The sequence below is a fragment of the Candidatus Pristimantibacillus lignocellulolyticus genome (assembly GCA_023639215.1).
In the GTDB taxonomy this organism is placed as follows: domain Bacteria; phylum Bacillota; class Bacilli; order Paenibacillales; family Paenibacillaceae; genus Pristimantibacillus; species Pristimantibacillus lignocellulolyticus.
Genome location: CP097899.1, coordinates 4,215,981 through 4,240,505, shown reverse-complemented (window position 1 = coordinate 4,240,505; position 24,525 = coordinate 4,215,981). Strand labels below are relative to the sequence as shown.

Below are 24,525 nucleotides of genomic sequence, written 5' to 3'. Positions count from 1 at the left end.
CCCAATAGATATAGTAGGTGAACCCACTGAAAATTCATTCAAAAATAATTCAAGCAAAGGTAAACATTCATTACTTAGATTCGAAGGAAGATGCTAACCTATCGTTAGTACCACTCTTAGTATGCCCGGGTCTATCTGAGACTGCTGAAGAATATGAAGAACTTCTTCAAGAAATATGGCCTAGACGTGGCATTGTATTGTCGTTCAGAGGAAGAGGACTCAGTGAATCTCCAATTGTAGGCTATGACCTTGTTGATCATATCGAGGATATCATTAACGTAGTTCAGCATGCTGGATTAACTCATTTCCACATTTACGCTTATTCAAGAGGCGTTTCTTATGCGCTCGGCTATATCATGAATTACCCTGATTATATCCATAAAGTAATACTTCAAGATTATCCACCAGAGCATAAAGATATGGGTTATAACTGGGTTGATGATTATTACAATAATTATATTATTCCTTTTAAAAGAACAAGAAATATAACGAGGGAAGCAGTTAATGGAATCGGAACCGAATCTACATCGTTCAAATTCACTAATTATATTGATAAGGAAGCGCTTATTATTAGAGGGACACAAGAAGGCACACTAATCGAACCCTCTCATATGGAGCATTATAGAACAATATTCAATCATATTGATGAGGTTCAATTTATCCATTCTGGACACGATATTCGAAATTCCGAAAAACTAAAGTTATATGAAACTATCCGACGTTTTTTGGATATTTAACCACTTTAGAACATCCATTTAGGAGGGAGTTCTCTGCTATTACACAGTGTATTGAAGCTATTATTTCATTCTAATTCAGTTCAATCCTTCTCGCAGCAAGAAATCTCAGATTTTGAAAAAATACTAGATTATGCATATCAACATGAAGGGAATATTCATTATTCAAGCACATATCCAAAATATCGTTTTCTGCAGTATGTTACTACCAACAAGCAAATGCTGTTGCATGGTTCTAACCATAAAAATATTACCGAGTTTGTACCACGTAAACAGACTCTTTTCAATGGAGAGTATGTCGAGGCTGTTTTTTCATCAAAAGATGGATTTTTACCTGTATTTTTTGCAGTGCTGAATAGAAACAATGTCATTGGAAGCTTTCGCAATGGATGCTTTATGTCATGTAACAAACGTTTCTATTATTTCTCGATTAATTCAGAAACTTTGAAAAATGAACCTTGGACGAAAGGGATTGTTTATATATTACCCGAACGTCATTTCAGCAAAGTAGAAAAGGGGAAAATTTCATTCGATGAGTGGATCTCGGAAACTCCTGTTCAACCAAAGTTTAAATTACCTGTTAATTTTAACGATTTCCTATATAAAGACAAAATAGCAATACATAAGATGGGTGAATCTATGGTTAAGACATGGTTGCTTTATAAATTCAGAACATCCTTTACAAAAAGAAAGTAATTGTGAACCATTATTATACAAATATGATATAATTTAATTGGGTTGCTAGAATTTAAAACTCATTTACAATGCTGTAAACGCTACAACTCATTATCTCATAGCTAAGGATGATGCACAGATGATAATTGGAATACATCATGTTCAAATTACTATTCCTAAAGGTATGGAACAAGCAGCTAGACTCTTTTATTGTGAAGTTTTGAACTTACCAGAAATAGAGAAGCCCGCTTCCTTACAAGGTAGAGGTGGATTTTGGGTTCAAGTAGGTGACCGCGAGGTGCATATTGGTTCAGAAGATGGTGTTGAACGGAACCTTACAAAAGCTCATATCGGTTATGAAGTTAGTGACTTAACCGCAATCCAAAATATACTTATAAAACAGGGTATTACTATTGTTGAGTGTGTTCCGATACCTGGATATGAACGTTTTGAGTTTAGAGATCCATTTGATAATAGAGTTGAATGTATTCAGCGACTCGTCTAAAGCGTAAATTTTACATACATCATGATAATTACACATTAATTCAGACTGAACTAATTAATTCAGACTGAACTAACGACTCGTTGCGATTTTGGAGGATTGATCATGAAAATTTTTGCATTACGCTTAATACCCGCTACAGTGCATTGTATCCTTACTTTACTATGTTTAAGTTTACTTCTAAAAGCAGACCATGCTAATATCAATTCGGGATTTACTACAGCTCTTATTGTACTTATATTTACTTCAGCAGTTAGTACTTCACTTATTTGCAAAGGTATATGGAAGGTTATGCGCACATCAGTAACAACTTATACTCTATTTGCAATTATTTTTGGGGCTGCAACGATAAGTAAACTCGAAATTGCACTTGAAACATTATTCCTTCCAAGTTTTGTATTCTGTCTTCTTGTGTTATCCTATTCATTACTCGCTATTATAATAGGTACAATAATCGGAATAATTGCTTATCGTATTACGATTAAAATTCTACATAACAGAAACCAAGCACAATCAATCATTCAAGTAAATGAGGGAATGTAATGACTAGCTCAATCGAAGAAAGATTAACGTCGTTAAATATCGAATTACCTAAAGCTAGTAATCCAGCAGGGAAATATACGAATTTCGTTATGGTTAATGGGTTAATGTTTGTATCTGGAAAAGGACCTAGCGGTAATCCTAAAGGCAAATTAGGAAGTAACTATACAACGGAAGAAGGTTACCAATTTGCTCGCAATACTGGTATAGAGTTATTAGCCGTATTGAAGGACGCATTGGGTAGTTTAGACAAAGTGAAAAGAGTTGTAAAACTTCAAGGGTTTGTCAATGCAGAACCATCCTTTGAAGAGCATCATAAAGTACTAAATGGTATTTCTGATCTCATGTACGATGTTTTCGGTGACAAAGGCGTACATGCTAGATCGGTATTTGGCGCTGTAAGTGTTAGAGATAACTTACCTATCATTGTAGATTCTATCTTTGAAGTAGAACTGGACGTTTTTAATGAAAGCTAAATATCCTTTAATTCTATTAATCATGTATTTGTTGTTACTTGTTTATTGGATGCTCTTTGGGTTTGGTAGGTCTCCACAACTACACTATCAATACAATCTAATTCCTTTAACAACTATTATTGAAATGTTTCAACTTTATCCATTGTTCAGCAAACCACTCTTAATCAATATTATCGGAAACATTATTGTTTTTGTTCCGTTTGGCATATTACTTCCTATCCTCATTAATAAGAAACTAATATTTCTTCTAGCAATTTTTCTTATTGGATTAACAATAATGGAACTTTCCCAATTATTATTGCGTAGAGGTAGCCTAGATGTAGATGACTATCTTTTGAACAGCATAGGTTTCTTAATAGGATATGTATTATTTATATCGAATCGTACAAGGATTACAAACTCTATTAATTAAAGGCAGGGATAATGATGAACAGAATTAATCTAATTACACTTGGTGTGCGAAACATAAAAGAATCTTTAGAGTTTTATCGTGATGGATTGGGCTTCGAGACTACAGTAAGTGAAGAAAATCCTGGCATTGTATTTTTCAATAATGGCGGTACTAGGTTATCATTGTACTCATTAGAGGAGTTAGCTAAAGATATTAATGAAGAGCAGCCACCAATAGCAACTGGCTTCTCAGGCCTTACGTTAGCCTACAATGCTAAGTCTCAAGCAGAAGTAGATAACATTATGAAAAAGGCAGAAGCAGCGGGTGCAACGATTGTGAAAACCCCTCGTTTAGTATTTTGGGGAGGTTATAGCGGATATTTCGCTGACCCTAATGGTTTCTATTGGGAAGTTGCTTATTCGGAACATTGGAAGTTTGATGAACAGGACATGCTAATTATTGAATAATTATCTTTATCGTTCAATATGCTTAGAGAGACACTAACTAACTACATACTACTTATAACAAACACACCTAACTAACCAATTATACTTAGCTAGGTGTGTTTGTTATTTTGAAACAAATTTACCATTATTACGTCTATAGTTATGACACCTAATTATATTAAGAGGAATGGAGAGGTGTACTCATATGCAATTTATCATTATTTTACTACTATTAATTATCATCGTATTATTACTTGATATAAGCAGCCGAATTCCAAGGAGAGATTATGTGAAAGAGGCTATGCAGCGAGATCAAGATCAGCGAGATCAGTTTCGTAACAATTGAGGAGTGACAACATTGACCGCTACTAGCGTAATGAGATTACTAGTGATGATATTACTGACTCCAATGCTATTTATCATGATAAATGAGTTGCTATTCTACTTTGTATACCATGATAACCTCCACTACAACTACATGCTCATTCTATTTTTACTAATTACTAGTCTATTTGCGTACATTACCTATAAATCTTATGACAAACATTATTTAGGGATCGCATTTATTAATATTGTCAGTGGTCCAATCCTTTATTTCTTGTTTCTCTTAACTTTTGGAGGTTCAACTAAACTACAGGGAGACGATTATCTTGTTGGTTTTATTTTTTTCACTCAATTAGCTCTCACGATATTTAGTTTACTTAGCGGAACAATTTTAGGCGTACTTATTAAGCTCATTACATCTACAAGAACGATAGTAGTGGAAGATAGGTAATAGATTCATAATATAGAAAGGGGTTAACGACATCATAACCATTATTGAAGAAAAGCTAATATTTGCTCCAGTTGAAGTATGTTTTGATTCTAGCAGAGACATACAGTTACATACAAAAACAGTTTGGCCATTTACTAGAGAAATCATTATTTCAGAAAGAAAAACTGGATTGTTGGGGCATAACGAATGGATTACATTCGAAGCTCGTCATCTCGGAATTCGGCAGCAACTTACCGCTAAAGTTGTAGATTATAATTATCCTAATTACTTCGTAGATGTCATGCAGAAAGGTGCATTCAAGCACCTTTCACATCGACATGAATTCGAACCACAAATTAATGGCACATTGGTTAGAGATATACTGCATTTCCAATCACCTTTTGGCTGGATTGGTTCATTCATTGATGCATTCATCCTCAAATACTACATGCGTTCATTTCTTCGCTACAGACAAACATCTCTAAAGATATTTATAGAAAACAAGGAGCACAAATTATTATAGAAGCTGTAAAACTTCTGCTAAAAAGTAGTACTTTTTTATCACGCAATTTTATGTATATTATTGTAAGATTACATAATGTGTGTAATTCACTTCTATTTTTGATGTAACTATGGAAATATACCATTCGTAGAGAAATAACATCTATTCTAGTTAATTTACCATCTATACTAGTAACTTTTACTAGGAGGAGGACACATATGCTTTATGCAACAATTGTCGTGTTGCTTATTATCATTATTGCCATAGGCATTTTCTGTATCATCGCACTTAAACAACAAATTTCAACTTCTAAGAATGTTGAGCAAGCAATATATCGATTGATAGAAATTACAAAAGAAAAGGAGCGGATGAAAGATAGCTCTAACCGCATTAAGTAAAGAAATTTTAGTAACGAGGTGGGAAATTGCTAGCATATAAATATGTATTTCGAAAAATAGTTACTGCACTGTTATGCTCACCGTTACTCTCACTATGGATGGCTTGGCTCAATGGACCAACTGAGAATGCTACACTTATGTCGATGATGTTATCTTTACTATACATTGTAGTTCCGATCTATTTAACATTAGGTATAGGGAGTTCTATTCTTATTGATAAATTAATACCTATGATGAGCATACGTTTTACTGTGTTGAGAACTTCAGTAAAAATTATAATGTACATTATTGCTGCTGCTGTTACTTATTTACTGTTTCTAATATATTTCAGTCCATCATTCGAAATGAGTTTAATTTTTAGTCATTCTATTTTCTTTCGAATTTGCTTAGTTGGTACAATATTGTATTCATTATTAGATGCAATACTTACAATTTTTACTGATAAGAGAAAATTAGTATCTAGCAACGTTGAAGTGTAGACAATACCATTATTTGTTTCAGTGAATGAAGAAACAACTCATCTGCTAAATACAAGTAGTCTTTATTTTCACATTAGAAGAGGAGTGTTTTTATGAAAGTTTTAATAGCTATAATGTATTTGTTATGTTTTGGGTTAGGTTCATCTCTATTTCTAAATACGTTATGGATTAGAATAGGAATAATATGTATCGCTCTAATTATTGACCTTATTTTATCTGAGAAATTCAACAAGAAATTCGGGAGTGGTATGGCATTGTTCTTCATAGGTGGCATACTTGGTTATATCGTTAAATATTTTATCCTATAATTGTAACGTCTCAATTAATAAATAGGAGGTACTATCATGAGTCAACAATATTCAGATCATCAACTCCCTAAAGGGTTATCGCAGCCTGCCATTAGAGCACTATTAGGTGCTAATATTCGAACACTAGAAGATGTTAGCCGTCATAGCAGTAAAGAACTATTGCAATTACATGGATTTGGGCCAAAAGGTATTCGCATTCTCCAACAATCACTTGATGAAGAAGGATTGAATTTTGTCTCATCAAAAAGTAATAACGGTAAGACTGTTAACAAATAACTCTCTCAATATTTATTTTTAGCAATGAGTTCTCATTCTGAATGTGAGAGTGAATTAAACGTTCGAAGGAGGTCTATTTGAAATATTCTAAACTTCTTATCGCAATCGTCATCATTGGTGTAGCAATACAATTGCCCACACATCTTGACTTCACAGTCGGTGAACAGTTGTTTCATTGGCTGAACGTTCCTATATATTCGAATGGCGAATCAGGATTGCATTATACTGGTAGTATAGGATTCTTCGCAGTCTTAATTAGTCTAATCTTACTTAAAAAAATACATATGATGAAGTATCCTAAGTTATTTTCTCGTTCGATATTGTGCATTGTGCTTTTAATGATAATATTTCCTTCAGTAACTAAGGGTGTGAGTTATGCCGTTTTTTACTCTTCATCTTCAACTTCTGTCATAGATATAGAAAAAGAGCGATGCGATTTAACAATAACGGACTCTTTAGTTGAAGGAAACTGTAATATTACGGTGTTCAATTATGGGAAGGCTAAGCAAATTGAAGTAGTACCTATCTTATCGAGATATTATGACGATTCATATAAAATCGTTTTTAACTCTAGTACTCTTCCTTTATTAGCACACAAGACAAACAATATCGGATTTCAAGTAACTGGTATAGCTACTAATCTAGCTACAGATATAAGTACTGCTCGTATTAATTCACCAGTTGACGTTAGCATCATTAAATAAAATGATTCAAAAAAACTTAGATGCCATCTGAATAGGAGACTTACATTATGTTGGAAATTACCCTCAGCTTATTAACTTGGTTAGTTGGATTAGGCCTTGTCATCATGTTAATGTACTGGATCGTTTCGAGTGCTATTGATTCTTCAAAGTTAACAATTGAAGTAAATCAATTAAAACAACTCGTTCAACAGTTAATTAATGATAGAGATAATCCAGCCAATATGACTAATAATGGGCAGATTGAATTACAGACAGAGCAATGTCCCGCTTGTGGTACAACGATATCCCCTCAAACAACTTCCTGTCCAGAATGCGAACTAGTATTTCTTAATAAAGAGGTGACCTAGCTTCTTGGAGAAAACACTGGTTACAACTGGTGTATTTCCTTTTCTTTAATGTTAAATTGATAGTTGCCCTCACACATATAGTCGCATATAATGAGTCAGTAATGATTTACCTCTAATACATATAGTACTTTACTGTCAAAGGAGAGTAGACATGAACCGCTTAAGCTCTTTTAGATTACTTACATATGCTTCGATTGTAGTAACTATCATTTGTTTTATCTATTCCTTTATTACATTTAACGCAAACAACATTATGATAGCTTTAGGTTTTTTAATTCTTGGAATTATACTAACCGTTCTAAGCGCACTATTATTACTTGATCTTTACAGCTCATCTAGAAAGACTGTACAAGCTGAAGTTATCTCTATCTATGGGAAAGATTTGAGAATTAGATTGACTACCAGTAAAGAGATGACTATTCGTATAACAAAGCGAGAGAATAAGTTATTCCAAGTAGAAGATCTTCTTACAGTAGTTCTTACTCCTCGTACGAAACAAATCATTTCATTGCATAAAATTTAACCGAGAAGCAATAAGTTCCACTTTGGATCATATTGCTTTTTTCATTCGTTCTAACAAAAATAGAATAAGATTTACAATTAGCAATTATAGAGGATGATATTAATGAACTTTATATTTGATCTTGATGGAACGATCTGCTTCAAAGGCGAACCTTTATCTCCATTCATGGTGCAGGCAATAGAAAGACTTGAATACAATGGACATTCTATTATATTTGCTTCTGCTAGACCAATACGTGATTTGCTACCAATCTTGCCACAATCTATGCATCATTATCCGATGATTGGAGGGAATGGGGCATTTGTCGTTCCCAGTAAGTTGCAGATTTCCACTACCTTTTTTGATCCTGCGATAACAGTTACTCTATTGCAACTTATTGCAAAATATAACGCAGATTATCTTATCGATAGTAGTTGGGACTATGCATATTACGCTAGGAAAGATTATGCCATCCGGAACAATCTAGATCCACAGCAAAGAGCTGTAAATAAACCATTAGATAGCTTAGAAGGTTTAGTTAAAGTCGTCATCTTACACAGCGATAATAATAAGGCTTTGTTGGAGGAACTTACGACGTTACCAGTAGTCATTTCGAAACATGGTAATGAGAATATTATCGATATTAGTCCACAAGGTATTGATAAATGGGCTGGAATTCAAGCGCTTGGAATACAGCCTCATGACTATATAGCATTTGGCAACGATGCGAATGATCTCTCGATGTTTGCCTATGCAAAATACTCGGTATGTGTTGGAGATCATCCTCAATTAGTAGAATTAGCTAATGAGGTTATCTTAAGTGATGAGGAACATGTAATAAGAAAAATTGGTGAGTTAGCTAATAGCACGTTACTAACGAAAATGGAACGGATTTAATACTGTTTAACATGAGCTGCAACTATAGACAAAAAACATCATTATCATCATTGACCTTTAATATGAATTCAGTTATATTATTGAAAATATAATATGTACAAAGCAATGATCAAGGCTCATTAATTCGATTCGGTGACCAGAGAGAAACTCGCTAGCTGAAAGAGTTTTCATCCGATACAATTACGTCCTACCTTGTGAGCTATAATGGAGCATAGCACATCCATTATCGGAGTTATCCGTTATAAAATGAAGGATCAAGATGGAATTCATGATCAAATTAGGGTGGTACCACGACGCATTCGTCCCTAGCGAATGCGTCTTTTTGTGCTTTATTAAGAAATATTTTGAGGAGTGTAGCATTATGAAACAAAGTAAACTATTACTATCCACATTACGAGAGTCTCCTTCTGATGCAGAAGTAGTGAGTCATCAACTTATGGTACGAGCAGGTTATATTCGTCAGCTAGCTGCAGGAATATATGCGTACCTACCACTTGGCAGAAAAGTATTACAACGCATTGAAAACATCATTCGACAAGAAATGGACAGATCTGATGCTCAAGAGTTATTAATGCCAGCCATTCAGCCTATTGAGTTATGGAAGGAATCTGGACGGAATGAAGTGTATGGCCCAGAATTGATGCGTATATCCGACCGTCATAATCGTGAATTCGCACTAGGACCTACACATGAGGAAGTTATTACTTCGCTAGTGCGTAATGAGATTAACTCATATCGTAAATTACCTGTGACACTTTATCAGATCCAAACGAAATTCCGAGACGAACGTAGACCACGCTTCGGATTACTACGTGGTAGAGAATTTTTGATGAAGGACGCTTACTCCTTTGATACAGATTGGGAAGGGCTAGATAATTCCTACCAAAGTATGTATGATGCATATCATCGAATTTTCACTAGAATAGGACTAAATTATCGTGCAGTAGAGGCTGATGCAGGAGCGATTGGAGGAGAGGGCGGTACACATGAATTTATGGCATTAGCTGACATCGGAGAGGACACAATAGCAGCATGTAGTAGTTGTGAGTACGCCGCGAACCTTGAGAAGGCGGAAGCTAGTAAGCAGACATCAACTTCAAACGTTCAGAATCCTTTACTAGTAACCGAACTAGAGCAGATTCATACTCCAAATACACGTACAATTGATGAACTCGTACAATTTTTACAGGTTGATTCAAGTCAAATATTGAAGACATTACTTTACATCGTAGATAATGCACCAGTCGCTGTTGTTGTTCGTGGTGATCATGATGTCAATGAGATTAAAGTATCACAGTATATGAGTGCAGAAACAATCATGTTAGCTGAAAAGGAACAAGTCGAGCAGTTCATCAAATCAGAAGTAGGGTACATTGGACCAATCGGCTTAAACATTCCAATTCTTATTGATGCAAGTGTACTTTCAATTCATGATGGCATAGCAGGAGCAAATGTAGCTAATTACCACTATCGTCATGTAAATGTGTCTCGCGATCTAGATCAGACTCATGTAGCAGATTTCCGTAATGTTGTCGAAGGAGATTCATGTCCACGATGTGAGCAAGGAACACTTCAACTACATCGAGGAATAGAAATCGGTCATGTCTTCAAATTAGGAACAAAGTATAGCGAAAAATTGTCAGCAACCTTTCTAGATCAATCTGGTAGAGATAAAGCAATGATTATGGGATGTTATGGTATTGGGGTATCCCGTATCCTTTCAGCGGTCGTGGAACAGCATCATGATGAACATGGAATCATTTGGCCAACGGCATTAACACCATATCACGTTCATATAATAGTTATTTCTACTAAAGACGAAATTCAAATGCAGTTAGTCCAGCAATTAGAGACACATTTAGAGAAACATGGGGTAGAAATACTTATTGATGACCGTGATGAACGACCAGGAGTTACATTCAAAGATTCCGATCTCATTGGTATTCCTTATCGCATTGTAGTTGGTAAAGATGCTATTCATGGTAATGTAGAGTGGGTAGAACGTAGAAGTATCACAAAAGAACTTATTTCTGCTGATGATGCAATTCAACGTGTAATCGGTAATATTTCAAGATAACTAAGATAGCATGTCACTTCACATAATGAAGTAATAGTTATAATGTTGATCCATTTTAGTTCGTCAAGTATCTCAATAAACACTTTAAGGACGCTTTCCTTTATCATCAATAAAAAGGATAGCGTCCTATTCATTACCTATATATAAAAGTTATTTCTAATCACGCGGTTTCGCAGTTATATAACCCGTTTGTGTTTCGATAACGTTACTAGCTTCTCTTAAAAATCTAGAAATGAGTTCAAGTTCCTCCGCAGTATATTCAGATCCTAAAGCCATCATTGCTTCATGTAGTGGATGATATGCATTACTTACTTCTTCATTATCCTCATATAAAGGGACTATAATCACTTTTCGTCGATCATTAGGATCATTTTCACGTCGAACATAGCCGTGTTTTTCTAATCGATCGATTAAAGCAGTAACGCTGCCTGTTGTAAGCCCAGATAATTTGGAAAGCTCACCCGCAGTAATTGGACCTTTTTCACGCATAATATCGATCGACATGTAATCGTTATTGTTCAATTCTAGTTTGGTTGCGACAACTTGTTGATATAAGACTGTTCGATTTCCTAAACCTCTCATCTGACTGACGAAATTTTGTAATGTTTCATTTGATGGGTTATTCGATTTTCTTGACAAAAGCGCTACCTCCTTATAATATATGTTTATCTTGATGACCAAGATATTTGCTAGTCAAGATGTTAGTTTGTCGAGTTATTATTATGTACATAATATCGAATAGAATTCTACTTTGCAAAGGGGTAAACCAGTGGAACTTAAAAAGAGTAATATTTCATTAGTTTTGGCAGGGTTATTACTTGCTATATTCATGTCAGCAATTGACAATACGATTGTTGCAACTGCGATGGGAACGATTGTGTCTGAGCTTGGTGGTCTGGAGAAATTTGTGTGGGTAACATCAGCTTATATGGTAACAACGATGGCAGGGATGCCTATCTTTGGTAAATTATCTGATATGTATGGTAGGAAGAGATTTTTTGTATTTGGTTTAACCGTGTTTCTAATTGGTTCTGCTCTGTGTGGATTAGCACAATCAATTGAACAATTAAGCATTTATCGTGCGATTCAAGGTATCGGCGGCGGTGCATTAATGCCAATTGCTTTCACAATTATCTTCGATATTTTCCCGCCAGAGAAGCGCGGGAAAATGGTAGGAATGCTTGGTGCCGTATTTGGTCTTGCAAGTTTAGTAGGACCTTTACTTGGTGCATATATTACTGACTCTATCGGCTGGGAATGGGTATTTTACATCAATGTACCGCTAGGTATCGTTGCGTTATTTCTAATTATAAGAAATTATATAGAAACCCCTATCCATACAAAGCAAAAGATCGATTGGTGGGGAGCATCAACACTTGTGGTTGCGGTTGTCAGTCTAATGTTTGCTTTAGAACTAGGTGGTAATAAATACGATTGGAACTCAACTCCGATTATTGCATTATTCGCAAGCTTTGCTCTATTCTTTATTGTGTTTTTCTTTGTAGAATTGCGAGCAGAAGAACCTATATTACCATTTTTCTTATTCAAACGTCGTTTATTTGCTTCATCGCAAATTTTAGCGTTTCTATACGGTGGTACGTTTATAATATTGACCGTTTATATTCCAATTTTTATTCAAGCGGTATTCGGTGGTTCAGCAACAAGTGCCGGACTGTTTCTAACGCCGATGATGTTAGGTTCGGTAGCAGGTAGCTCGGTCGGTGGTATTTTTTCAACGAAAACAAGCTACCGTAACCTGATGATAATTTCTGTTGTTTCTTACCTTGCGGGAATGTCACTTCTAAGTACACTTACACCTGATACATCTAGAATTTTACTTACGGTGTTTATGATTATTGTAGGATTTGGAATGGGCTTCTCATTCTCATTATTACCTACTGCTTCACAACACAATTTGGAGCCACGTCATCGCGGTACAGCCAATTCTACGAATGCATTTCTTCGTACACTTGGTATGACGATGGGTATTACAATCTTCGGAACGATTCAAAATAAAGTGTTTTCTAATCAGCTAGCGGAAAGTTTCAAAGATGCTGGCTTTAGTAATTTCTCAGAAATGTTTAATGCAGGTGACACTAGACAAATTTTCGAGCCAAGTGTGCGTGAGACGATACCCGCACCAATTCTAGAGAAGATAGTAGATGCCATGTCGAGCTCAATCTCACAAATTTTCTTACTTGCCATTATTCCAATCGGAATAGCTGCCGTATTCGTCTTCATGATGGGCAATTCTCGAGTTATTATAGAGAAAAAACAAGATAGCCCGCAATAATAATCTGCAATCTAACTCATTCCAAATGTGAATTGTTATTTTTCCAAGTTACAACCTCTACTATTGTAGGGGTTGTATTTATTTTTGGGGTAATACGTTATTATTAAAGGAGTAATCATTATCAAAATGACTTGGAGTGCTAAGAACATGCAATATGTTGGAATGTTAAGAGGCTTTACACATCAGTATGAAAAGCCTGTACAATATAGCTTAAAATTGGACAAGACTGAACTACCGTGTAATGAATGGATAGGTCAACAACTTGAAATTAAGTTTCTCGATGAAATACGTTGTATACACTGTAATCGTAAAATTAAAAAAACATATAATTCTGGCTATTGTTATCCTTGCTTTATCGATCTAGCGGAAAATGATTTGTGCATTGTGAAACCTCATGAATGTCATTTTTCTCAAGGCACTTGCCGTAACGAACAATTTGCACATACCTACTGCATGGTACCACATTATGTGTATTTATCAATCAGTAGTGGCGTGAAAGTTGGGCTAACCAGAAAAGGCAATCAGTCAAAGCGATGGGTTGACCAAGGAGCTATTCAAGCTATACCGATTGCCGAATTGCCTACGAGACAAATGGCCGGTGAACTTGAATTTGAATTGACTCAGCATGTGCGTGACAAGACAGATTGGCGTAAAATGCTAAAGGATCAAGCCGATCTCGTAGAACTTTTAGAAACTAGAGATGAACTTTTCCCACTAGTTACACAAAGATTTCAGCCATTTCTAATCCATGATGCAATCATATCTGAATTCCAACATCCTAAGATAAACTCTCCTGATAAGATTAAAACATACGATTTAAGTAAAACTCCGATCATTAAAGATCGTCTTATTGGCATAAAGGGTAATTACTTTATTTTTGATCATGCCGTTATCAATATGAGAAAGTTTTCAGGATATAAAGTTAGCATTACAATAGAAGAACATATTAATGAGTAGATAGGGGATTCAATAATGGCAAAGCAGAAGTATTATGTTGTGTGGAGCGGGAAAAAGCCTGGAATATATATGAGCTGGCCTGAATGTCAGCAGCAAGTGCTTAAAGTGTTCGATGCGAAATATAAAGCATTTGATACAAAAGATGCTGCAACAAAAGCGTTCAAAGATGGTTGGGAGAAACATTGGGGACAAGGAAAAGCGAAAACAAGTTCCAAAACTAGTTCGTCAAACGTCGTTAGCCCCAGTAGTGGGGAAATCGATTATGATGCGATCTCTGTAGATGTTGGTACAAGCGGAAATCCTGGTCCTGTTGAATATAAAGGAGTAGACACGCGAAATAGTGAGATTATTTTTTCCGTCGGTCCGATATCGAAAGGTACCAACAATCTTGGTGAGTTCCTTGCCATTGTCCATGCGCTTGCTTATCTTAAAAAAATCGGTAGTTCACGAAATATATATAGCGACTCAGTAAATGCGATCAAATGGGTGAACAACAAAGCTGTTTCTTCAACTTTAGTAAGAGATGCATCTACGCAAGAAATATGGGACTTAGTTGATCGTGCGATCGCTTGGTTAGAGAACAATAAGTACGATACCAAAGTAATGAAATGGAATACGAAGGAATGGGGACAGATTAAAGCTGATTATGGTAGAAAGTAATTATTCAGTTTATATTGTCTTATAACATCATGCATTTATGATAATGCTATTAACAATAATAACTAGAAAGTGCTTAGTAATGTAGCGGGGGTAGTGATGATGAGTCGTAGTAAGTTACGGGACAGACTTAGATTAGGTACTGTAGAACCTAAGCATGGAGAGCAATTTAATGATTTGCTACGCTATGTATTTCAAGTAACCAATCGTGATTTACAAACCTTTGGTTGGGAAAATAGAGAAATTACTAAATCTAAGTTGGCTGTTCTCAAACACGCGGAAGTTTTAGGTTGGTTTGATAGAGAGAAATTAATATCTCAGTTAGCGATATACCCATTTCAAGTTAATATTTTCGGGCATATTTATGAGATGGGTGGATTAACTGGTGTTGGTACATATCCTGAATATGCAAACTTAGGTTTAATGAATAAGCTGATGCTACATGCGTTAACTAACATGCGAGAGAATAAGCAATCGATCTCTTTTCTATACCCATACTCGATTCCATACTATCGAAGAAAAGGCTGGGAGATCATTACGGATAAAATCTCATTTGAAGTCCCTGATACACAGTTACCTAAGACGAGGTTTGTTCCAGGTAGTGTTGAACGAGTAACCATTGAACATCCCGATATTAAAGCAATATATGAACAGTTTGCAGTCTCTCATCATGGAGCGATGCTCAGAAACGAGTTAGCTTGGGAGGAGTATCTACGTTGGGATCTAGATGATATGACAGTAGCAATCTATTATGATGAAAACGACTCACCTATGGGGTATTTGTTATATTGGGTTGCAGAAGAAATATTTTATATTAAAGAGATGGTTTACATTATCGAAGAAGCTCGGACTGGTTTGTGGAATTTTATCAGTGCTCATTTTTCAATGATTAAATTAGTTAAAGGCGACATCTACAAAAATGAACCTTTGGCCTTTATTTTAGATGATGGAGATATTAAAGAAACTCTCGCTCCATACTATATGGCTCGGATTGTAGACGTCAAATTATTCATTGAACAATATCCTTTTCGGTGCCTAGATCAAGAATTCGAGCTAATTTTCGAACTAAACGATCCTATGTTGGAATGGAACGAAGGTATATTCACTTTACGTGTGGATACTGAAGGGAAAGGTACCATTCAAGAAGGAGGCGCTAGCCCCTCCGTGACTGTGGATGTTTCAACATTAACTACGATGTTGATGGGTTACAAACGTCCGACTTACTTAGCTAGAATTGGGCGTCTTCAAGCAGATAAAGCTTCAATTGAATTACTAGAACAATGGATTAGACAAGAGCACCCATACTTCTCAGATTACTTCTGATAACGATATAACAACAAGAGAGGTGCAATATGACTACTATTCAAATAATAAATTCGTCTGTTAACAACGACATATATGCTACTCAGGCTGATCCTGACGATGTGAAAGTAATTAATGAATTAGTTATTCAAACAGTCAGTTGGTTCAGTAGTATAGGTTCAACACAGTGGAATAACTTGCCAAATGAACAAGATGACCAATATCTTTTAACCGCAATAGCTAATGGCGAAATGATTATCTTTCGTAAAGAAGGAGAAACTGCTCTAGCTGGGATGGTCATCTTGCAGCAATATGCTAGCCAGTGGGATCGAAAGCTTTGGGGAGAAGCGGCAACAAGCGAGAACAATGCCGTGTACTTGCATCGCTTAATTGTCAATCGCGGGTATGCTGGACAAGGATTGGGGTTCGACATCTTGTCGTGGATTGATAATGGAATTCAATTTTCTGGAAGAGATAAAATAAGGCTAGATTGTATCGCTCATAATGAAAAGCTTAATAATTTTTACAAGCAATGTGGCTATACCTACATAGCAGAAAATGATGGTTTTATTATTTACGAAAAAATGCTTCCTAATGTTAACATAATCTAGAGTGTATGAGCCCGATCAATAGCAACAACTAATGTAAGCAACGAATGGTTAGTAGTCATAACTATTCGTTGCTTATTTTGTATTCTATAAACCAATTAAAAGCGTAAGACGTAATCTATCCAACAGCAATGATTTTTCAAAAGAGAAACTGGGCATATGTGGTAAATGCAGATGATTTATAGTACAATCCCTAACAGGAGGGATGTTATGCGTAATATTGCTTGCTTACTAATACTTTTACTAGCTTTAACGGGATGTAGCAGAGAATCTCAGTCGACTATTAATGAGAAGATAGACAAACCATCCGAAGGGATTACTCTGACTCCTGTAGACCTTTTCAAAGGCGAGGCTGCAAAATTCAAACCATTTCTTGGTACCATGTCCGGTGCATTCAAACTGCGCTATGATGGAGAAGCACCAAATGTAAACTTGGATATTGATATATGGAAGAATGGCGAGAAAGTCGAATCGAAAGGATCCTTAATTGGTTTATTTGGAAATACAGAAAATCCAGAAAGCAATGAGGTTGAACTTATTATTTCAATTAATACCATTTCTACGGAAGGGCAAGAAGATATTAACCAAGTTAAAGTGAGTACAGTTCATGCTTCTGGTTCAAGCACGTCTACCTTTGAATTTCCAGGGGATAAAGAATTAACATTAAAGGGTATAATGGATATTCAAGAAGTTAGCACATTTACTACAGAGAGTCCTATACCTGTATGGGGAATGCAAGCAACTAGTGGCAATTTTATTTCTACACTGGATTTTTCACCAGAGTCGTTAAGCAAACTCGAATATGCTATCCTCTTCACTTTAAAGTTCGAAGATTAACTTCGTTCCTATTGATGTCTAATTCAAATGTTGAACTTACAATTTAAGCATGGTATGATACTTGTAAATTAAGGATAGGGGTTGGAAAGAAGTATGTAGAATTTCTTGTAGAATTATAAAACAATAAAACTATGATCGCTTATTTGCGTACGTCTTATTGTTATATACAAGAAAGTTACTACATCTTTTCACTCAAACAATATGTCCTAATCTAACTCTATTTGGGGTTAGTTTAAATGTATATATTTGAGCTACGAGAGGGGTAACTTTCTTGTAGCTCTTTTTATTTTTTATTAAGGAAGTTCAAAAAGCGGATTTTGATAACGATGATTAGCTTTGTAACATAGTCGACATCGAATTTGAAGTGAACTTGTCCTAGAGGAGGATTATTTTATGTCATTAATTAATGTTACAAACCTGACGTTTGCCTATGATGGCAGCTACGATAATATATTTGAAAATGTAAGTTTTCAACTTGATACGGATTGGAAATTAGGTTTTACCGGAAGAAACGGTAGAGGGAAAACAACGTTTATGGCGTTGTTGCAAGGGAAATATGAGTATAGTGGAAATATTTCTGCTCATGTTGGTTTTGAGTACTTTCCCTTCCACGTTCCTAACAAGGAGAATAATACGATCGATGTCATCGATGAGATTTTTCCCGACTATATTCATTGGAAATTAATGCGTGAACTGAATTTGCTACAAGTATCTGAAGATGTTCTGTATCGTCCTTTTGCCTCATTATCTAATGGTGAGCAGACGAAGGTATTATTAGCTACATTGTTCATTAAAGAAAATAGTTTTCTATTAATTGATGAACCAACTAATCATCTTGATATGCATGCAAGAAAGCTAGTTAGTAATTACCTCAATACGAAACGCGGCTATATATTAGTATCCCATGACCGAGCATTTCTCGATAACTGCGTAGACCATATTCTTTCCATCAATAAGACTAACATCGAAATACAAAAAGGTAACTTTTCGAGTTGGTGGGAAAATAAATCAAGACAAGATAACTTTGAAATTGCTGAGAATGAGAAGCTTAAAAGCGATATTAAGCGCTTATCCCATTCTGCCAAACGAACGGGCGATTGGTCCCATGAAGTGGAAAAAACGAAAAATGGTACACGAAATTCAGGATCAAAGCTAGACAAAGGATACGTTGGTCACAAGGCTGCAAAAATGATGAAGCGTTCTAAAGCAATTGAACAACGACAGAAATCTGCCGTTGAAGAGAAATCCAAGTTACTCAAAAACATCGAAGCTTCTGAACGTCTTGAACTCTCACATCTTACTTATCATAAACATCAACTTGCTGAACTTGATCATGTATCAATTTATTATGATGATAAGAAGGTATGCTCTGATGTCAGTTTTACGATAGAACAAGGAGAGCGAATAGCACTCTCAGGTATGAATGGCTCAGGGAAATCAAGTATTATCAAATTAATTTGCGGTGAGGATATGAGCTATACTGGGAGTTTCAATAAAGATAGTCAGTTAAAAATATCTTATGTATCTCAAGACACCTCTCATCTGCAAGGTAATTTATCTGAATATGCTGCACTCAATGGGATTGATGAGAGCATCTTCAAAGCGATGTTACGTAAGCTAGATTTTTCGAGAGTTCAATTTGAAAAGGATATTTCGACATTTAGTGGAGGACAGAAAAAGAAAGTACTCATTGCAAAAAGTATTAGCGAGAGAGCTCATCTACTTGTATGGGATGAACCACTTAATTTCATTGATGTTATTTCACGTATGCAAATTGAAGAGTTACTGCTAGAATATGCACCAACAATTCTTTTTGTAGAGCATGATAGTGAATTTTGTAATAATGTCGCTACAAAGATTGTTAATCTTTAGAATAGCTAATTTGTATGCTATTGGACGATAGTAGTCAGGACATAGAAGGAGAATCAGATGAAAAAATATATTATTTTTGGAGCTAGTCAAGGATTAGGAGATGCTTTTGTTAAAGGACTACCATCTGCTGGTGATCATGTTTGGATCGTATCTAGAAGAAGACCTGATAGCTTGGATTTGCAAGATGGTGTTCAGCGCAATTGGATACCGGCAGATCTAGCTGAACAGAATGTTGCTAAGAAAATAGCAGCTTCTCTTCAACAAGAGATGTTAGATGTACTCATATATAATGTAGGGATATGGGAAAAGTCTGGGTTCGAAGATGATTATAATTTTGACCACGATGATCCTGTAGATATTGCAAACATCATTCACGTCAATATGACGTCAACGATAACATGTATTCAAGCATTGTTGCCTAATTTACGAAAATCGGAAGCAGGTAAGATTATTCTCATCGGCTCATCTGCTGGATTGGATCACACCAATAATTCTCAAGTTTCTTTTGTCGCTTCCAAATTCGGTCTACGTGGAATAACAAATGCTTTACGGGAACATATAAGGCAAGATGGCATTACAGTCACTTGTATCAACCCAGGTGAGCTAGCAGCCGATATTCCATATGAGGATGGGCCTGATAAAGCGATTAATGAATACAATGGAACCCGCATTCCAGTTCAAGATATGATAGCAATTGTAAAGTGTGTAATTAGTCTCTCGAAAGCAGCTTGTGTTAAAGAAATTAATGTTCCTGCAATAACCGATACTAATGCATAACTCGAATTATACACCTCATTGTGTAAATAAATTGAATTATACGGTGCTTCGCATATAATATTAGTCGCTACAAAAGAAGAACCTAGACATTTAGAGTAGTTGAATCTATTGTATAATAGATTCAACTACTCTAATGCCGTTTGAAGTGACAATCGCGTTGCTATAAAGTGGCTAAAGCTTATAAATTAATTAATGTCATAAAGTATTTATAAATGGATACTGTGATGAAGAAAAAGGATGGAAATATGAAGAAAGTTATCGTAATTGGATCAGGAATTGTAGGCGCATCTACAGCGTATCAATTAACTAAACTGGGTGCAGAAGTCATTATAATAGATCGCCAAGATAGAGGTCAGGCGACAGATGCCGCTGCTGGTATTATTTGTCCATGGCTTTCCCAAAGACGTAATCAAGCTTGGTATCGGCTTGCCAAAGCAGGTGCTCGTTTCTATCCGGAATTGATAGCTGAGCTTGAAAGCGATGGGGAAACAGAAACAGGCTATGCACAAGTTGGAGCTTTAGTTATTCATAACGATTTGGAAAAACTTAAAAAGATAGAAGAGAGAGCACATTTACGTAAAGAGGATGCACCAGAAATCGGTACAATAACTCCTCTTAACGATAAAGAAACTAAAGAGAAATTTCCATTATTAGGAGACGGCTATCATTCCTTACATATTAGCGGTGCTGCTCGAGTAGATGGTCGAGCACTACGAGATGCACTAATCAGATCAGCAGAGAGAAATGGTGCCTTACTTATAAACGGGGATGCAACACTCCTATATGTAGCTGACCGAGTCATAGGTGCATCTGTAGGTGAAAATAGCTTCTTGTCTGATCAAGTTATCGTTTGCGCAGGGGCATGGGCCAACCCTTTGTTACAGCCCTTAGGCATCAATTTTAAAGTAAGTTTTCAAAAAGCTCAGATCATGCATTTACAGGCTGAACATAGTCAAGACACTGGCATTTGGCCAGTAGTTATACCACCAACTGATCAATACCTGCTGTCTTTTGAAGAGCAGAAAATTGTTATAGGAGCTACTCATGAAAATGATATCGAAGGATACGATACTAGAGTAACCCCAATCGGAATGCAAGAAATACTAAACAAAGGGCTTGAACTTGCACCTGAATTAGCAGAAAGCACATTTGATGAGATAAGAGTAGGGTTTCGCCCATTCACCCCAGGATTTCTACCTGTCATTGGTGCAATTCCTGGCTGGGACGGTGTTATGGCGGCTAATGGATTAGGTTCCTCTGGACTAACCATGGGACCATATATAGGTAATCAATTAGCAAAGCTGGCACTTGATTTGCCTTTAGATATAGATATCAACGATTATAATATCCAAAACGCAATGGAAATTAGCTGATTTTCGTTGATGCAACTATAAAGTTACAATGTTGAAGCAGGAAAGTTACTACATGACTAATTAACTGCTCTCTTGACAACCATCTCCTCTATAGATATTATGGACACAATAAGTCTTTGATCGAGGTGGAATGATGAAATTTACTAAAGCAACAAATTATGCACTACACACAATGTTTATGCTCGTTGAAGCTTCTCCAGTCAAGCCTGTAGGCGTACAACAACTAGCAGAAACTCAAGGTGTATCACCAACATATTTGTCTAAAATATTAACAAGGCTTGTCAAAGCGGGGTTAATCGAATCGATATCCGGAGCTAATGGAGGATATCGTTTATCACGTAAAAAAGACGAAATTACGTTTTTGGATATTATTCAAGCCATAGAAGGTTCAACATCTTTATTTGAATGCAACTTTGTTCATGGTGAGAACTGCTCGATTCAAGCTGTCATGAAGGAAGCAGAGATGAAAATGGAGCTGCATCTCAAAAACACAAAATTAATTGATTTGAACCCAATGAAAATAAAAGCACTTGATTAAATTAACGAGAACCAATCATTGACTAAGAGGAACAGTTTGCTTTAGCAACTGCTCCTTTTTTGTGTCTAAATAATGCTAACTTCAATAAGCCACACCTATTGTTAACCAACAAAACTATTATTTAGGTTTACAATATTCGAAATTCAAGCTATCATTTAGTTAATACATAGAAGTCGACTCATGTAGGGAGTAATTTTTATATAATGACGGAGGTAACAAATTGAAAACAAAAGAAATGGTTTTAGCAGCATTATTCACTGCATTAATTGCAGTATTAGGGATGATTCCACCCATTCCACTAGGATTTATTCCAGTACCAATCACCTTACAAACGCTTGGTGTTATGTTAGGAGCAAGCTTTCTTGGTAAGAAGACAGGTACAATTAGTATGATTTTATTTATAGTATTAGTAGCTTTAGGTTTACCTTTATTATCTGGAGGTCGTGGAGGCCTGTCGGTATTAGTAGGGCCGACTGCTGGTTACCTTCTAAGCTGGCCAGTTGCTGCATTTTGCATTGGCTTTTTGACAGAAAAAGTATGGTCAACATTAAAAACATGGAAACTTATCATCATTAATGTTGTATTTGGTGTTTTACTGATTAGTATGATTGGAGCACCAGTTATGGCACTTATTACGAATACATCAATTTGGGCTGGACTAATAGGAGCTACTGCATTTTTACCAGGGGATATTATTAAAGCAATTATTGCGGCTATTATTGTTGTTCAATTAAAAGCTTTAAGCCCGATCGAAGATAAAATGAATAACTAGTAAGTAGTAAATATTGAATGGGGGTAATGATCGATGAATTTGGTAGAACCTTTACTACAGTATGCAGCCGAGCAACCAAATAAAATCGCATTATCCGATGGTCTCATATATCAAACTTATTCTGAGTTGGTACAGAAAATCAAGAAAATAGCTCAAGGATTAAGACAAGAAGGACTTACTCACGACAATGTTGCCATTCTTTCTTCGAATCGTATGGAATTTGTAGAGGTTTTTCTAGGTGCCATTTATGCAGGTTGTGTCCCTATCCCAATGGATCCCAAATGGAGCATAAAAGAAATAAACATCATCTTGCAACAATGTAAACCGAGAATGATATTTACAGAGACTGTATTTGCAAACAAGTTAGTCTTACAGGGAAGTAGCATACAACTTCTCACATTTTCAGCTGAGGACATAGGTTCCTATGAGCAATGGTTACATACGCTAACGTCAGAAGTAGAAATGGATGAATCCAATGAATTATTATTCATTGGATTTACTTCAGGCACAACAGGTTTGCCAAAAGGGTATATGCGTACGCACTCGTCATGGATCAATAGCTTTAAGGCGACGAGTGAAACTTTTCAATTTACCAACTTGGAGCATATGTTAGCACCAGGTCCATTTGTTCATTCCTTGTCTCTATTCGCTTTAATGCAAAGTCTATACAGCGGTTCAACTTTTCATATCGTAAAAGAATTTAAAGCGGAATGTATTTTACAGTTGTGTAAAGAGATTCCCAATATAATTTTGTTTGTTGTTCCGACAATGGTTGAATCCTTGATGCAACAGGGTTTACAAGATGAGATTCATATTCAAGCGTTAGTAAGCTCAGGTGGTAAATGGACCATTGCATCAAAACAAAGATGTAGTGAATTGTTCAGTGGGGCAAAGCTATTCGAATTTTATGGTTCTTCTGAAGCCAGCTACATCAGCTATATAGATATTCATACTGATAATAAATCTAATTCTGTAGGCAAGCCATTTTCAGGGGTACAAATATCTATTCGTGACGAACATTTTGATGAGGTATCTCCTGGGACCATCGGACAACTATACATCCGTAGTAACATGATCTTTTCTGGCTATTATCAATTACCCGAAGCGACAACAGCTACATTTCGAGATGATTGGCTCATCATTGGAGATTACATGTATATGGATGAAGATGGGTACTTATATATGGCTGGTCGATCGCAAAACAAGATCGTTTCTGGTGGACTGAATATATATCCAGAGGAAATAGAGTCAGTCCTTCTACAAATCCCAGAAATTCAAGAAGTAATGGTACTTGGCGATGACGATGAATACTGGGGCGAACAGTTGATAGCACTTGTAAAGTGGAATGGAAATGAGCGTTTATCTCTGGATAAAATCAAAAGTTTTTGTCGGCAGCATTTAGCAAGCTATAAAGCGCCCAAAGAAATTGTAACTATAGATCAGTTCATTTATACGAGTAGTGGTAAAATTGCCCGTCAAGCAATGAAAGAATTTACGAAGAGAATGAAAAACCAGAAGAAAGAGTGAATAT

At 35.9% G+C, this 24,525-nt stretch carries 32 protein-coding genes; 31 read left to right on the top strand and 1 reads right to left on the bottom strand.

All coding sequences use genetic code 11. From position 1 onward, the window contains the following. Positions 1-17 precede the first annotated feature (17 nt). The 19 genes from NAG76_18200 to NAG76_18110 all read left to right on the top strand — a co-directional run bounded on the left by NAG76_18200 (position 18) and on the right by NAG76_18110 (position 11,008). Positions 18-737, top strand: coding sequence for an alpha/beta hydrolase (locus NAG76_18200; GenBank protein ID URN93740.1), 720 nt, complete (start codon positions 18-20; stop codon positions 735-737). 51 nt (positions 738-788) lie between these two features. Continuing rightward, the gene (locus NAG76_18195) at positions 789-1,430 is read left to right on the top strand and encodes a hypothetical protein (GenBank protein ID URN93739.1); all 642 of its coding nucleotides are present in this window, start codon (positions 789-791) and stop codon (positions 1,428-1,430) included. Between the two features lie 118 nt (positions 1,431-1,548). Next, a complete protein-coding gene (locus tag NAG76_18190; protein ID URN93738.1) occupies positions 1,549-1,914 on the top strand; it encodes a VOC family protein in 366 nt (121 codons plus the stop codon). Between the two features lie 102 nt (positions 1,915-2,016). Continuing rightward, positions 2,017-2,454 carry a hypothetical protein gene (locus NAG76_18185; protein ID URN93737.1) on the top strand — a complete coding sequence of 146 codons (438 nt, stop codon included), beginning with the start codon at positions 2,017-2,019 and terminating at the stop codon, positions 2,452-2,454. Further along, positions 2,454-2,927 (top strand): RidA family protein, encoded by a 474-nt coding sequence (locus NAG76_18180; protein URN93736.1) that lies wholly within the window; start codon positions 2,454-2,456, stop codon positions 2,925-2,927. Before NAG76_18185 ends, NAG76_18180 begins: the two co-directional genes overlap by 1 nt. Then, a complete protein-coding gene (locus tag NAG76_18175; GenBank protein URN93735.1) occupies positions 2,917-3,339 on the top strand; it encodes a VanZ family protein in 423 nt (140 codons plus the stop codon). Before NAG76_18180 ends, NAG76_18175 begins: the two co-directional genes overlap by 11 nt. A 14-nt stretch (positions 3,340-3,353) precedes the next feature. Next, positions 3,354-3,785: a VOC family protein gene (locus NAG76_18170; protein URN93734.1), complete on the top strand. Its 432-nt coding sequence runs from the start codon at positions 3,354-3,356 to the stop codon at positions 3,783-3,785. A 184-nt stretch (positions 3,786-3,969) separates the two neighbouring features. After that, a complete protein-coding gene (locus tag NAG76_18165; protein URN93733.1) occupies positions 3,970-4,110 on the top strand; it encodes a hypothetical protein in 141 nt (46 codons plus the stop codon). Between the two features lie 12 nt (positions 4,111-4,122). Continuing rightward, on the top strand, positions 4,123-4,539 hold the full coding sequence (locus NAG76_18160; protein URN93732.1) for a hypothetical protein: 417 nt from the start codon (positions 4,123-4,125) through the stop codon (positions 4,537-4,539). A gap of 169 nt (positions 4,540-4,708) precedes the next feature. Next, positions 4,709-5,041, top strand: coding sequence for an SRPBCC family protein (locus NAG76_18155; GenBank protein ID URN93731.1), 333 nt, complete (start codon positions 4,709-4,711; stop codon positions 5,039-5,041). Between the two features lie 197 nt (positions 5,042-5,238). Then, positions 5,239-5,418, top strand: coding sequence for a hypothetical protein (locus NAG76_18150; protein URN93730.1), 180 nt, complete (start codon positions 5,239-5,241; stop codon positions 5,416-5,418). Between the two features lie 26 nt (positions 5,419-5,444). Continuing rightward, complete coding sequence (locus NAG76_18145) at positions 5,445-5,897, top strand: hypothetical protein (protein URN93729.1); 453 nt, start codon at positions 5,445-5,447, stop codon at positions 5,895-5,897. Between the two features lie 92 nt (positions 5,898-5,989). Beyond that, positions 5,990-6,205, top strand: coding sequence for a hypothetical protein (locus tag NAG76_18140; protein ID URN93728.1), 216 nt, complete (start codon positions 5,990-5,992; stop codon positions 6,203-6,205). Between the two features lie 36 nt (positions 6,206-6,241). Beyond that, positions 6,242-6,481: a DNA-binding protein gene (locus NAG76_18135; protein URN93727.1), complete on the top strand. Its 240-nt coding sequence runs from the start codon at positions 6,242-6,244 to the stop codon at positions 6,479-6,481. A 77-nt stretch (positions 6,482-6,558) separates the two neighbouring features. Further along, positions 6,559-7,185, top strand: a complete 627-nt coding sequence (locus NAG76_18130; protein ID URN93726.1) for a hypothetical protein — start codon at positions 6,559-6,561, stop codon at positions 7,183-7,185. 47 nt (positions 7,186-7,232) lie between these two features. Continuing rightward, positions 7,233-7,532, top strand: coding sequence for a hypothetical protein (locus NAG76_18125; GenBank protein URN93725.1), 300 nt, complete (start codon positions 7,233-7,235; stop codon positions 7,530-7,532). Between the two features lie 151 nt (positions 7,533-7,683). Further along, positions 7,684-8,055 carry a hypothetical protein gene (locus NAG76_18120; GenBank protein ID URN93724.1) on the top strand — a complete coding sequence of 124 codons (372 nt, stop codon included), beginning with the start codon at positions 7,684-7,686 and terminating at the stop codon, positions 8,053-8,055. A 102-nt stretch (positions 8,056-8,157) separates the two neighbouring features. After that, entirely contained in the window at positions 8,158-8,931 is a 774-nt protein-coding gene (locus NAG76_18115) for a Cof-type HAD-IIB family hydrolase (GenBank protein ID URN93723.1), read from the top strand. A gap of 361 nt (positions 8,932-9,292) precedes the next feature. Beyond that, the gene (locus NAG76_18110) at positions 9,293-11,008 is read left to right on the top strand and encodes a proline--tRNA ligase (protein ID URN93722.1); all 1,716 of its coding nucleotides are present in this window, start codon (positions 9,293-9,295) and stop codon (positions 11,006-11,008) included. A 156-nt stretch (positions 11,009-11,164) separates the two neighbouring features. Here the strand turns inward: NAG76_18110 and NAG76_18105 are convergent, their stop codons facing one another. Beyond that, positions 11,165-11,590, bottom strand: a complete 426-nt coding sequence (locus tag NAG76_18105) for a MarR family transcriptional regulator (protein ID URN96876.1) — start codon at positions 11,588-11,590, stop codon at positions 11,165-11,167. A 247-nt stretch (positions 11,591-11,837) separates the two neighbouring features. On the opposite strand from NAG76_18105, the gene NAG76_18100 reads away from it, so the two are divergent. From NAG76_18100 to NAG76_18045, 12 genes are all read left to right on the top strand, one after another. Next, a complete protein-coding gene (locus NAG76_18100) occupies positions 11,838-13,301 on the top strand; it encodes an MFS transporter (GenBank protein ID URN96875.1) in 1,464 nt (487 codons plus the stop codon). A 147-nt stretch (positions 13,302-13,448) separates the two neighbouring features. Further along, positions 13,449-14,258, top strand: a complete 810-nt coding sequence (locus NAG76_18095; GenBank protein ID URN93721.1) for a DUF2797 domain-containing protein — start codon at positions 13,449-13,451, stop codon at positions 14,256-14,258. Between the two features lie 15 nt (positions 14,259-14,273). Then, positions 14,274-14,918: a ribonuclease H family protein gene (locus NAG76_18090; GenBank protein URN93720.1), complete on the top strand. Its 645-nt coding sequence runs from the start codon at positions 14,274-14,276 to the stop codon at positions 14,916-14,918. Positions 14,919-15,017: 99 nt separating this feature from the next. Then, positions 15,018-16,238: a GNAT family N-acetyltransferase gene (locus NAG76_18085; protein URN93719.1), complete on the top strand. Its 1,221-nt coding sequence runs from the start codon at positions 15,018-15,020 to the stop codon at positions 16,236-16,238. 29 nt (positions 16,239-16,267) lie between these two features. After that, positions 16,268-16,828 carry a GNAT family N-acetyltransferase gene (locus tag NAG76_18080; GenBank protein ID URN93718.1) on the top strand — a complete coding sequence of 187 codons (561 nt, stop codon included), beginning with the start codon at positions 16,268-16,270 and terminating at the stop codon, positions 16,826-16,828. A 207-nt stretch (positions 16,829-17,035) separates the two neighbouring features. After that, complete coding sequence (locus NAG76_18075) at positions 17,036-17,662, top strand: hypothetical protein (GenBank protein URN93717.1); 627 nt, start codon at positions 17,036-17,038, stop codon at positions 17,660-17,662. A 393-nt stretch (positions 17,663-18,055) separates the two neighbouring features. After that, a complete protein-coding gene (locus NAG76_18070) occupies positions 18,056-19,534 on the top strand; it encodes an Lsa family ABC-F type ribosomal protection protein (protein URN93716.1) in 1,479 nt (492 codons plus the stop codon). 57 nt (positions 19,535-19,591) lie between these two features. Further along, positions 19,592-20,311 (top strand): SDR family NAD(P)-dependent oxidoreductase, encoded by a 720-nt coding sequence (locus NAG76_18065; protein ID URN93715.1) that lies wholly within the window; start codon positions 19,592-19,594, stop codon positions 20,309-20,311. Between the two features lie 245 nt (positions 20,312-20,556). Continuing rightward, positions 20,557-21,684 carry an FAD-binding oxidoreductase gene (locus tag NAG76_18060; GenBank protein URN93714.1) on the top strand — a complete coding sequence of 376 codons (1,128 nt, stop codon included), beginning with the start codon at positions 20,557-20,559 and terminating at the stop codon, positions 21,682-21,684. Positions 21,685-21,817: 133 nt separating this feature from the next. Beyond that, positions 21,818-22,222, top strand: a complete 405-nt coding sequence (locus NAG76_18055; GenBank protein URN93713.1) for an RrF2 family transcriptional regulator — start codon at positions 21,818-21,820, stop codon at positions 22,220-22,222. 220 nt (positions 22,223-22,442) lie between these two features. Further along, positions 22,443-22,994, top strand: a complete 552-nt coding sequence (locus tag NAG76_18050; protein URN93712.1) for a biotin transporter BioY — start codon at positions 22,443-22,445, stop codon at positions 22,992-22,994. Positions 22,995-23,027: 33 nt separating this feature from the next. After that, on the top strand, positions 23,028-24,521 hold the full coding sequence (locus NAG76_18045) for an AMP-binding protein (protein URN93711.1): 1,494 nt from the start codon (positions 23,028-23,030) through the stop codon (positions 24,519-24,521). Positions 24,522-24,525 lie beyond the last annotated feature (4 nt).

Bases quoted from the DNA above. Each gene is read 5' to 3' on its own strand.
- NAG76_18105 (URN96876.1), bottom strand. From the start codon at position 11,590: ATGAGAGGTTTAGGAAATCGAACAGTCTTATATCAACAAGTTGTCGCA.
- NAG76_18110 (URN93722.1), top strand. From the start codon at position 9,293: ATGAAACAAAGTAAACTATTACTATCCACATTACGAGAGTCTCCTTCT.
- NAG76_18060 (URN93714.1), top strand. From the start codon at position 20,557: ATGAAGAAAGTTATCGTAATTGGATCAGGAATTGTAGGCGCATCTACA.
- NAG76_18080 (URN93718.1), top strand. From the start codon at position 16,268: ATGACTACTATTCAAATAATAAATTCGTCTGTTAACAACGACATATAT.
- NAG76_18150 (URN93730.1), top strand. From the start codon at position 5,239: ATGCTTTATGCAACAATTGTCGTGTTGCTTATTATCATTATTGCCATA.
- NAG76_18170 (URN93734.1), top strand. From the start codon at position 3,354: ATGAACAGAATTAATCTAATTACACTTGGTGTGCGAAACATAAAAGAA.
- NAG76_18190 (URN93738.1), top strand. From the start codon at position 1,549: ATGATAATTGGAATACATCATGTTCAAATTACTATTCCTAAAGGTATG.
- NAG76_18045 (URN93711.1), top strand. From the start codon at position 23,028: ATGAATTTGGTAGAACCTTTACTACAGTATGCAGCCGAGCAACCAAAT.
- NAG76_18140 (URN93728.1), top strand. From the start codon at position 5,990: ATGAAAGTTTTAATAGCTATAATGTATTTGTTATGTTTTGGGTTAGGT.
- NAG76_18115 (URN93723.1), top strand. From the start codon at position 8,158: ATGAACTTTATATTTGATCTTGATGGAACGATCTGCTTCAAAGGCGAA.
- NAG76_18070 (URN93716.1), top strand. From the start codon at position 18,056: ATGTCATTAATTAATGTTACAAACCTGACGTTTGCCTATGATGGCAGC.
- NAG76_18090 (URN93720.1), top strand. From the start codon at position 14,274: ATGGCAAAGCAGAAGTATTATGTTGTGTGGAGCGGGAAAAAGCCTGGA.
- NAG76_18175 (URN93735.1), top strand. From the start codon at position 2,917: ATGAAAGCTAAATATCCTTTAATTCTATTAATCATGTATTTGTTGTTA.
- NAG76_18055 (URN93713.1), top strand. From the start codon at position 21,818: ATGAAATTTACTAAAGCAACAAATTATGCACTACACACAATGTTTATG.
- NAG76_18085 (URN93719.1), top strand. From the start codon at position 15,018: ATGAGTCGTAGTAAGTTACGGGACAGACTTAGATTAGGTACTGTAGAA.
- NAG76_18185 (URN93737.1), top strand. From the start codon at position 2,017: ATGAAAATTTTTGCATTACGCTTAATACCCGCTACAGTGCATTGTATC.
- NAG76_18125 (URN93725.1), top strand. From the start codon at position 7,233: ATGTTGGAAATTACCCTCAGCTTATTAACTTGGTTAGTTGGATTAGGC.
- NAG76_18065 (URN93715.1), top strand. From the start codon at position 19,592: ATGAAAAAATATATTATTTTTGGAGCTAGTCAAGGATTAGGAGATGCT.
- NAG76_18075 (URN93717.1), top strand. From the start codon at position 17,036: ATGCGTAATATTGCTTGCTTACTAATACTTTTACTAGCTTTAACGGGA.
- NAG76_18095 (URN93721.1), top strand. From the start codon at position 13,449: ATGCAATATGTTGGAATGTTAAGAGGCTTTACACATCAGTATGAAAAG.
- NAG76_18165 (URN93733.1), top strand. From the start codon at position 3,970: ATGCAATTTATCATTATTTTACTACTATTAATTATCATCGTATTATTA.
- NAG76_18180 (URN93736.1), top strand. From the start codon at position 2,454: ATGACTAGCTCAATCGAAGAAAGATTAACGTCGTTAAATATCGAATTA.
- NAG76_18120 (URN93724.1), top strand. From the start codon at position 7,684: ATGAACCGCTTAAGCTCTTTTAGATTACTTACATATGCTTCGATTGTA.
- NAG76_18135 (URN93727.1), top strand. From the start codon at position 6,242: ATGAGTCAACAATATTCAGATCATCAACTCCCTAAAGGGTTATCGCAG.
- NAG76_18100 (URN96875.1), top strand. From the start codon at position 11,838: ATGTCAGCAATTGACAATACGATTGTTGCAACTGCGATGGGAACGATT.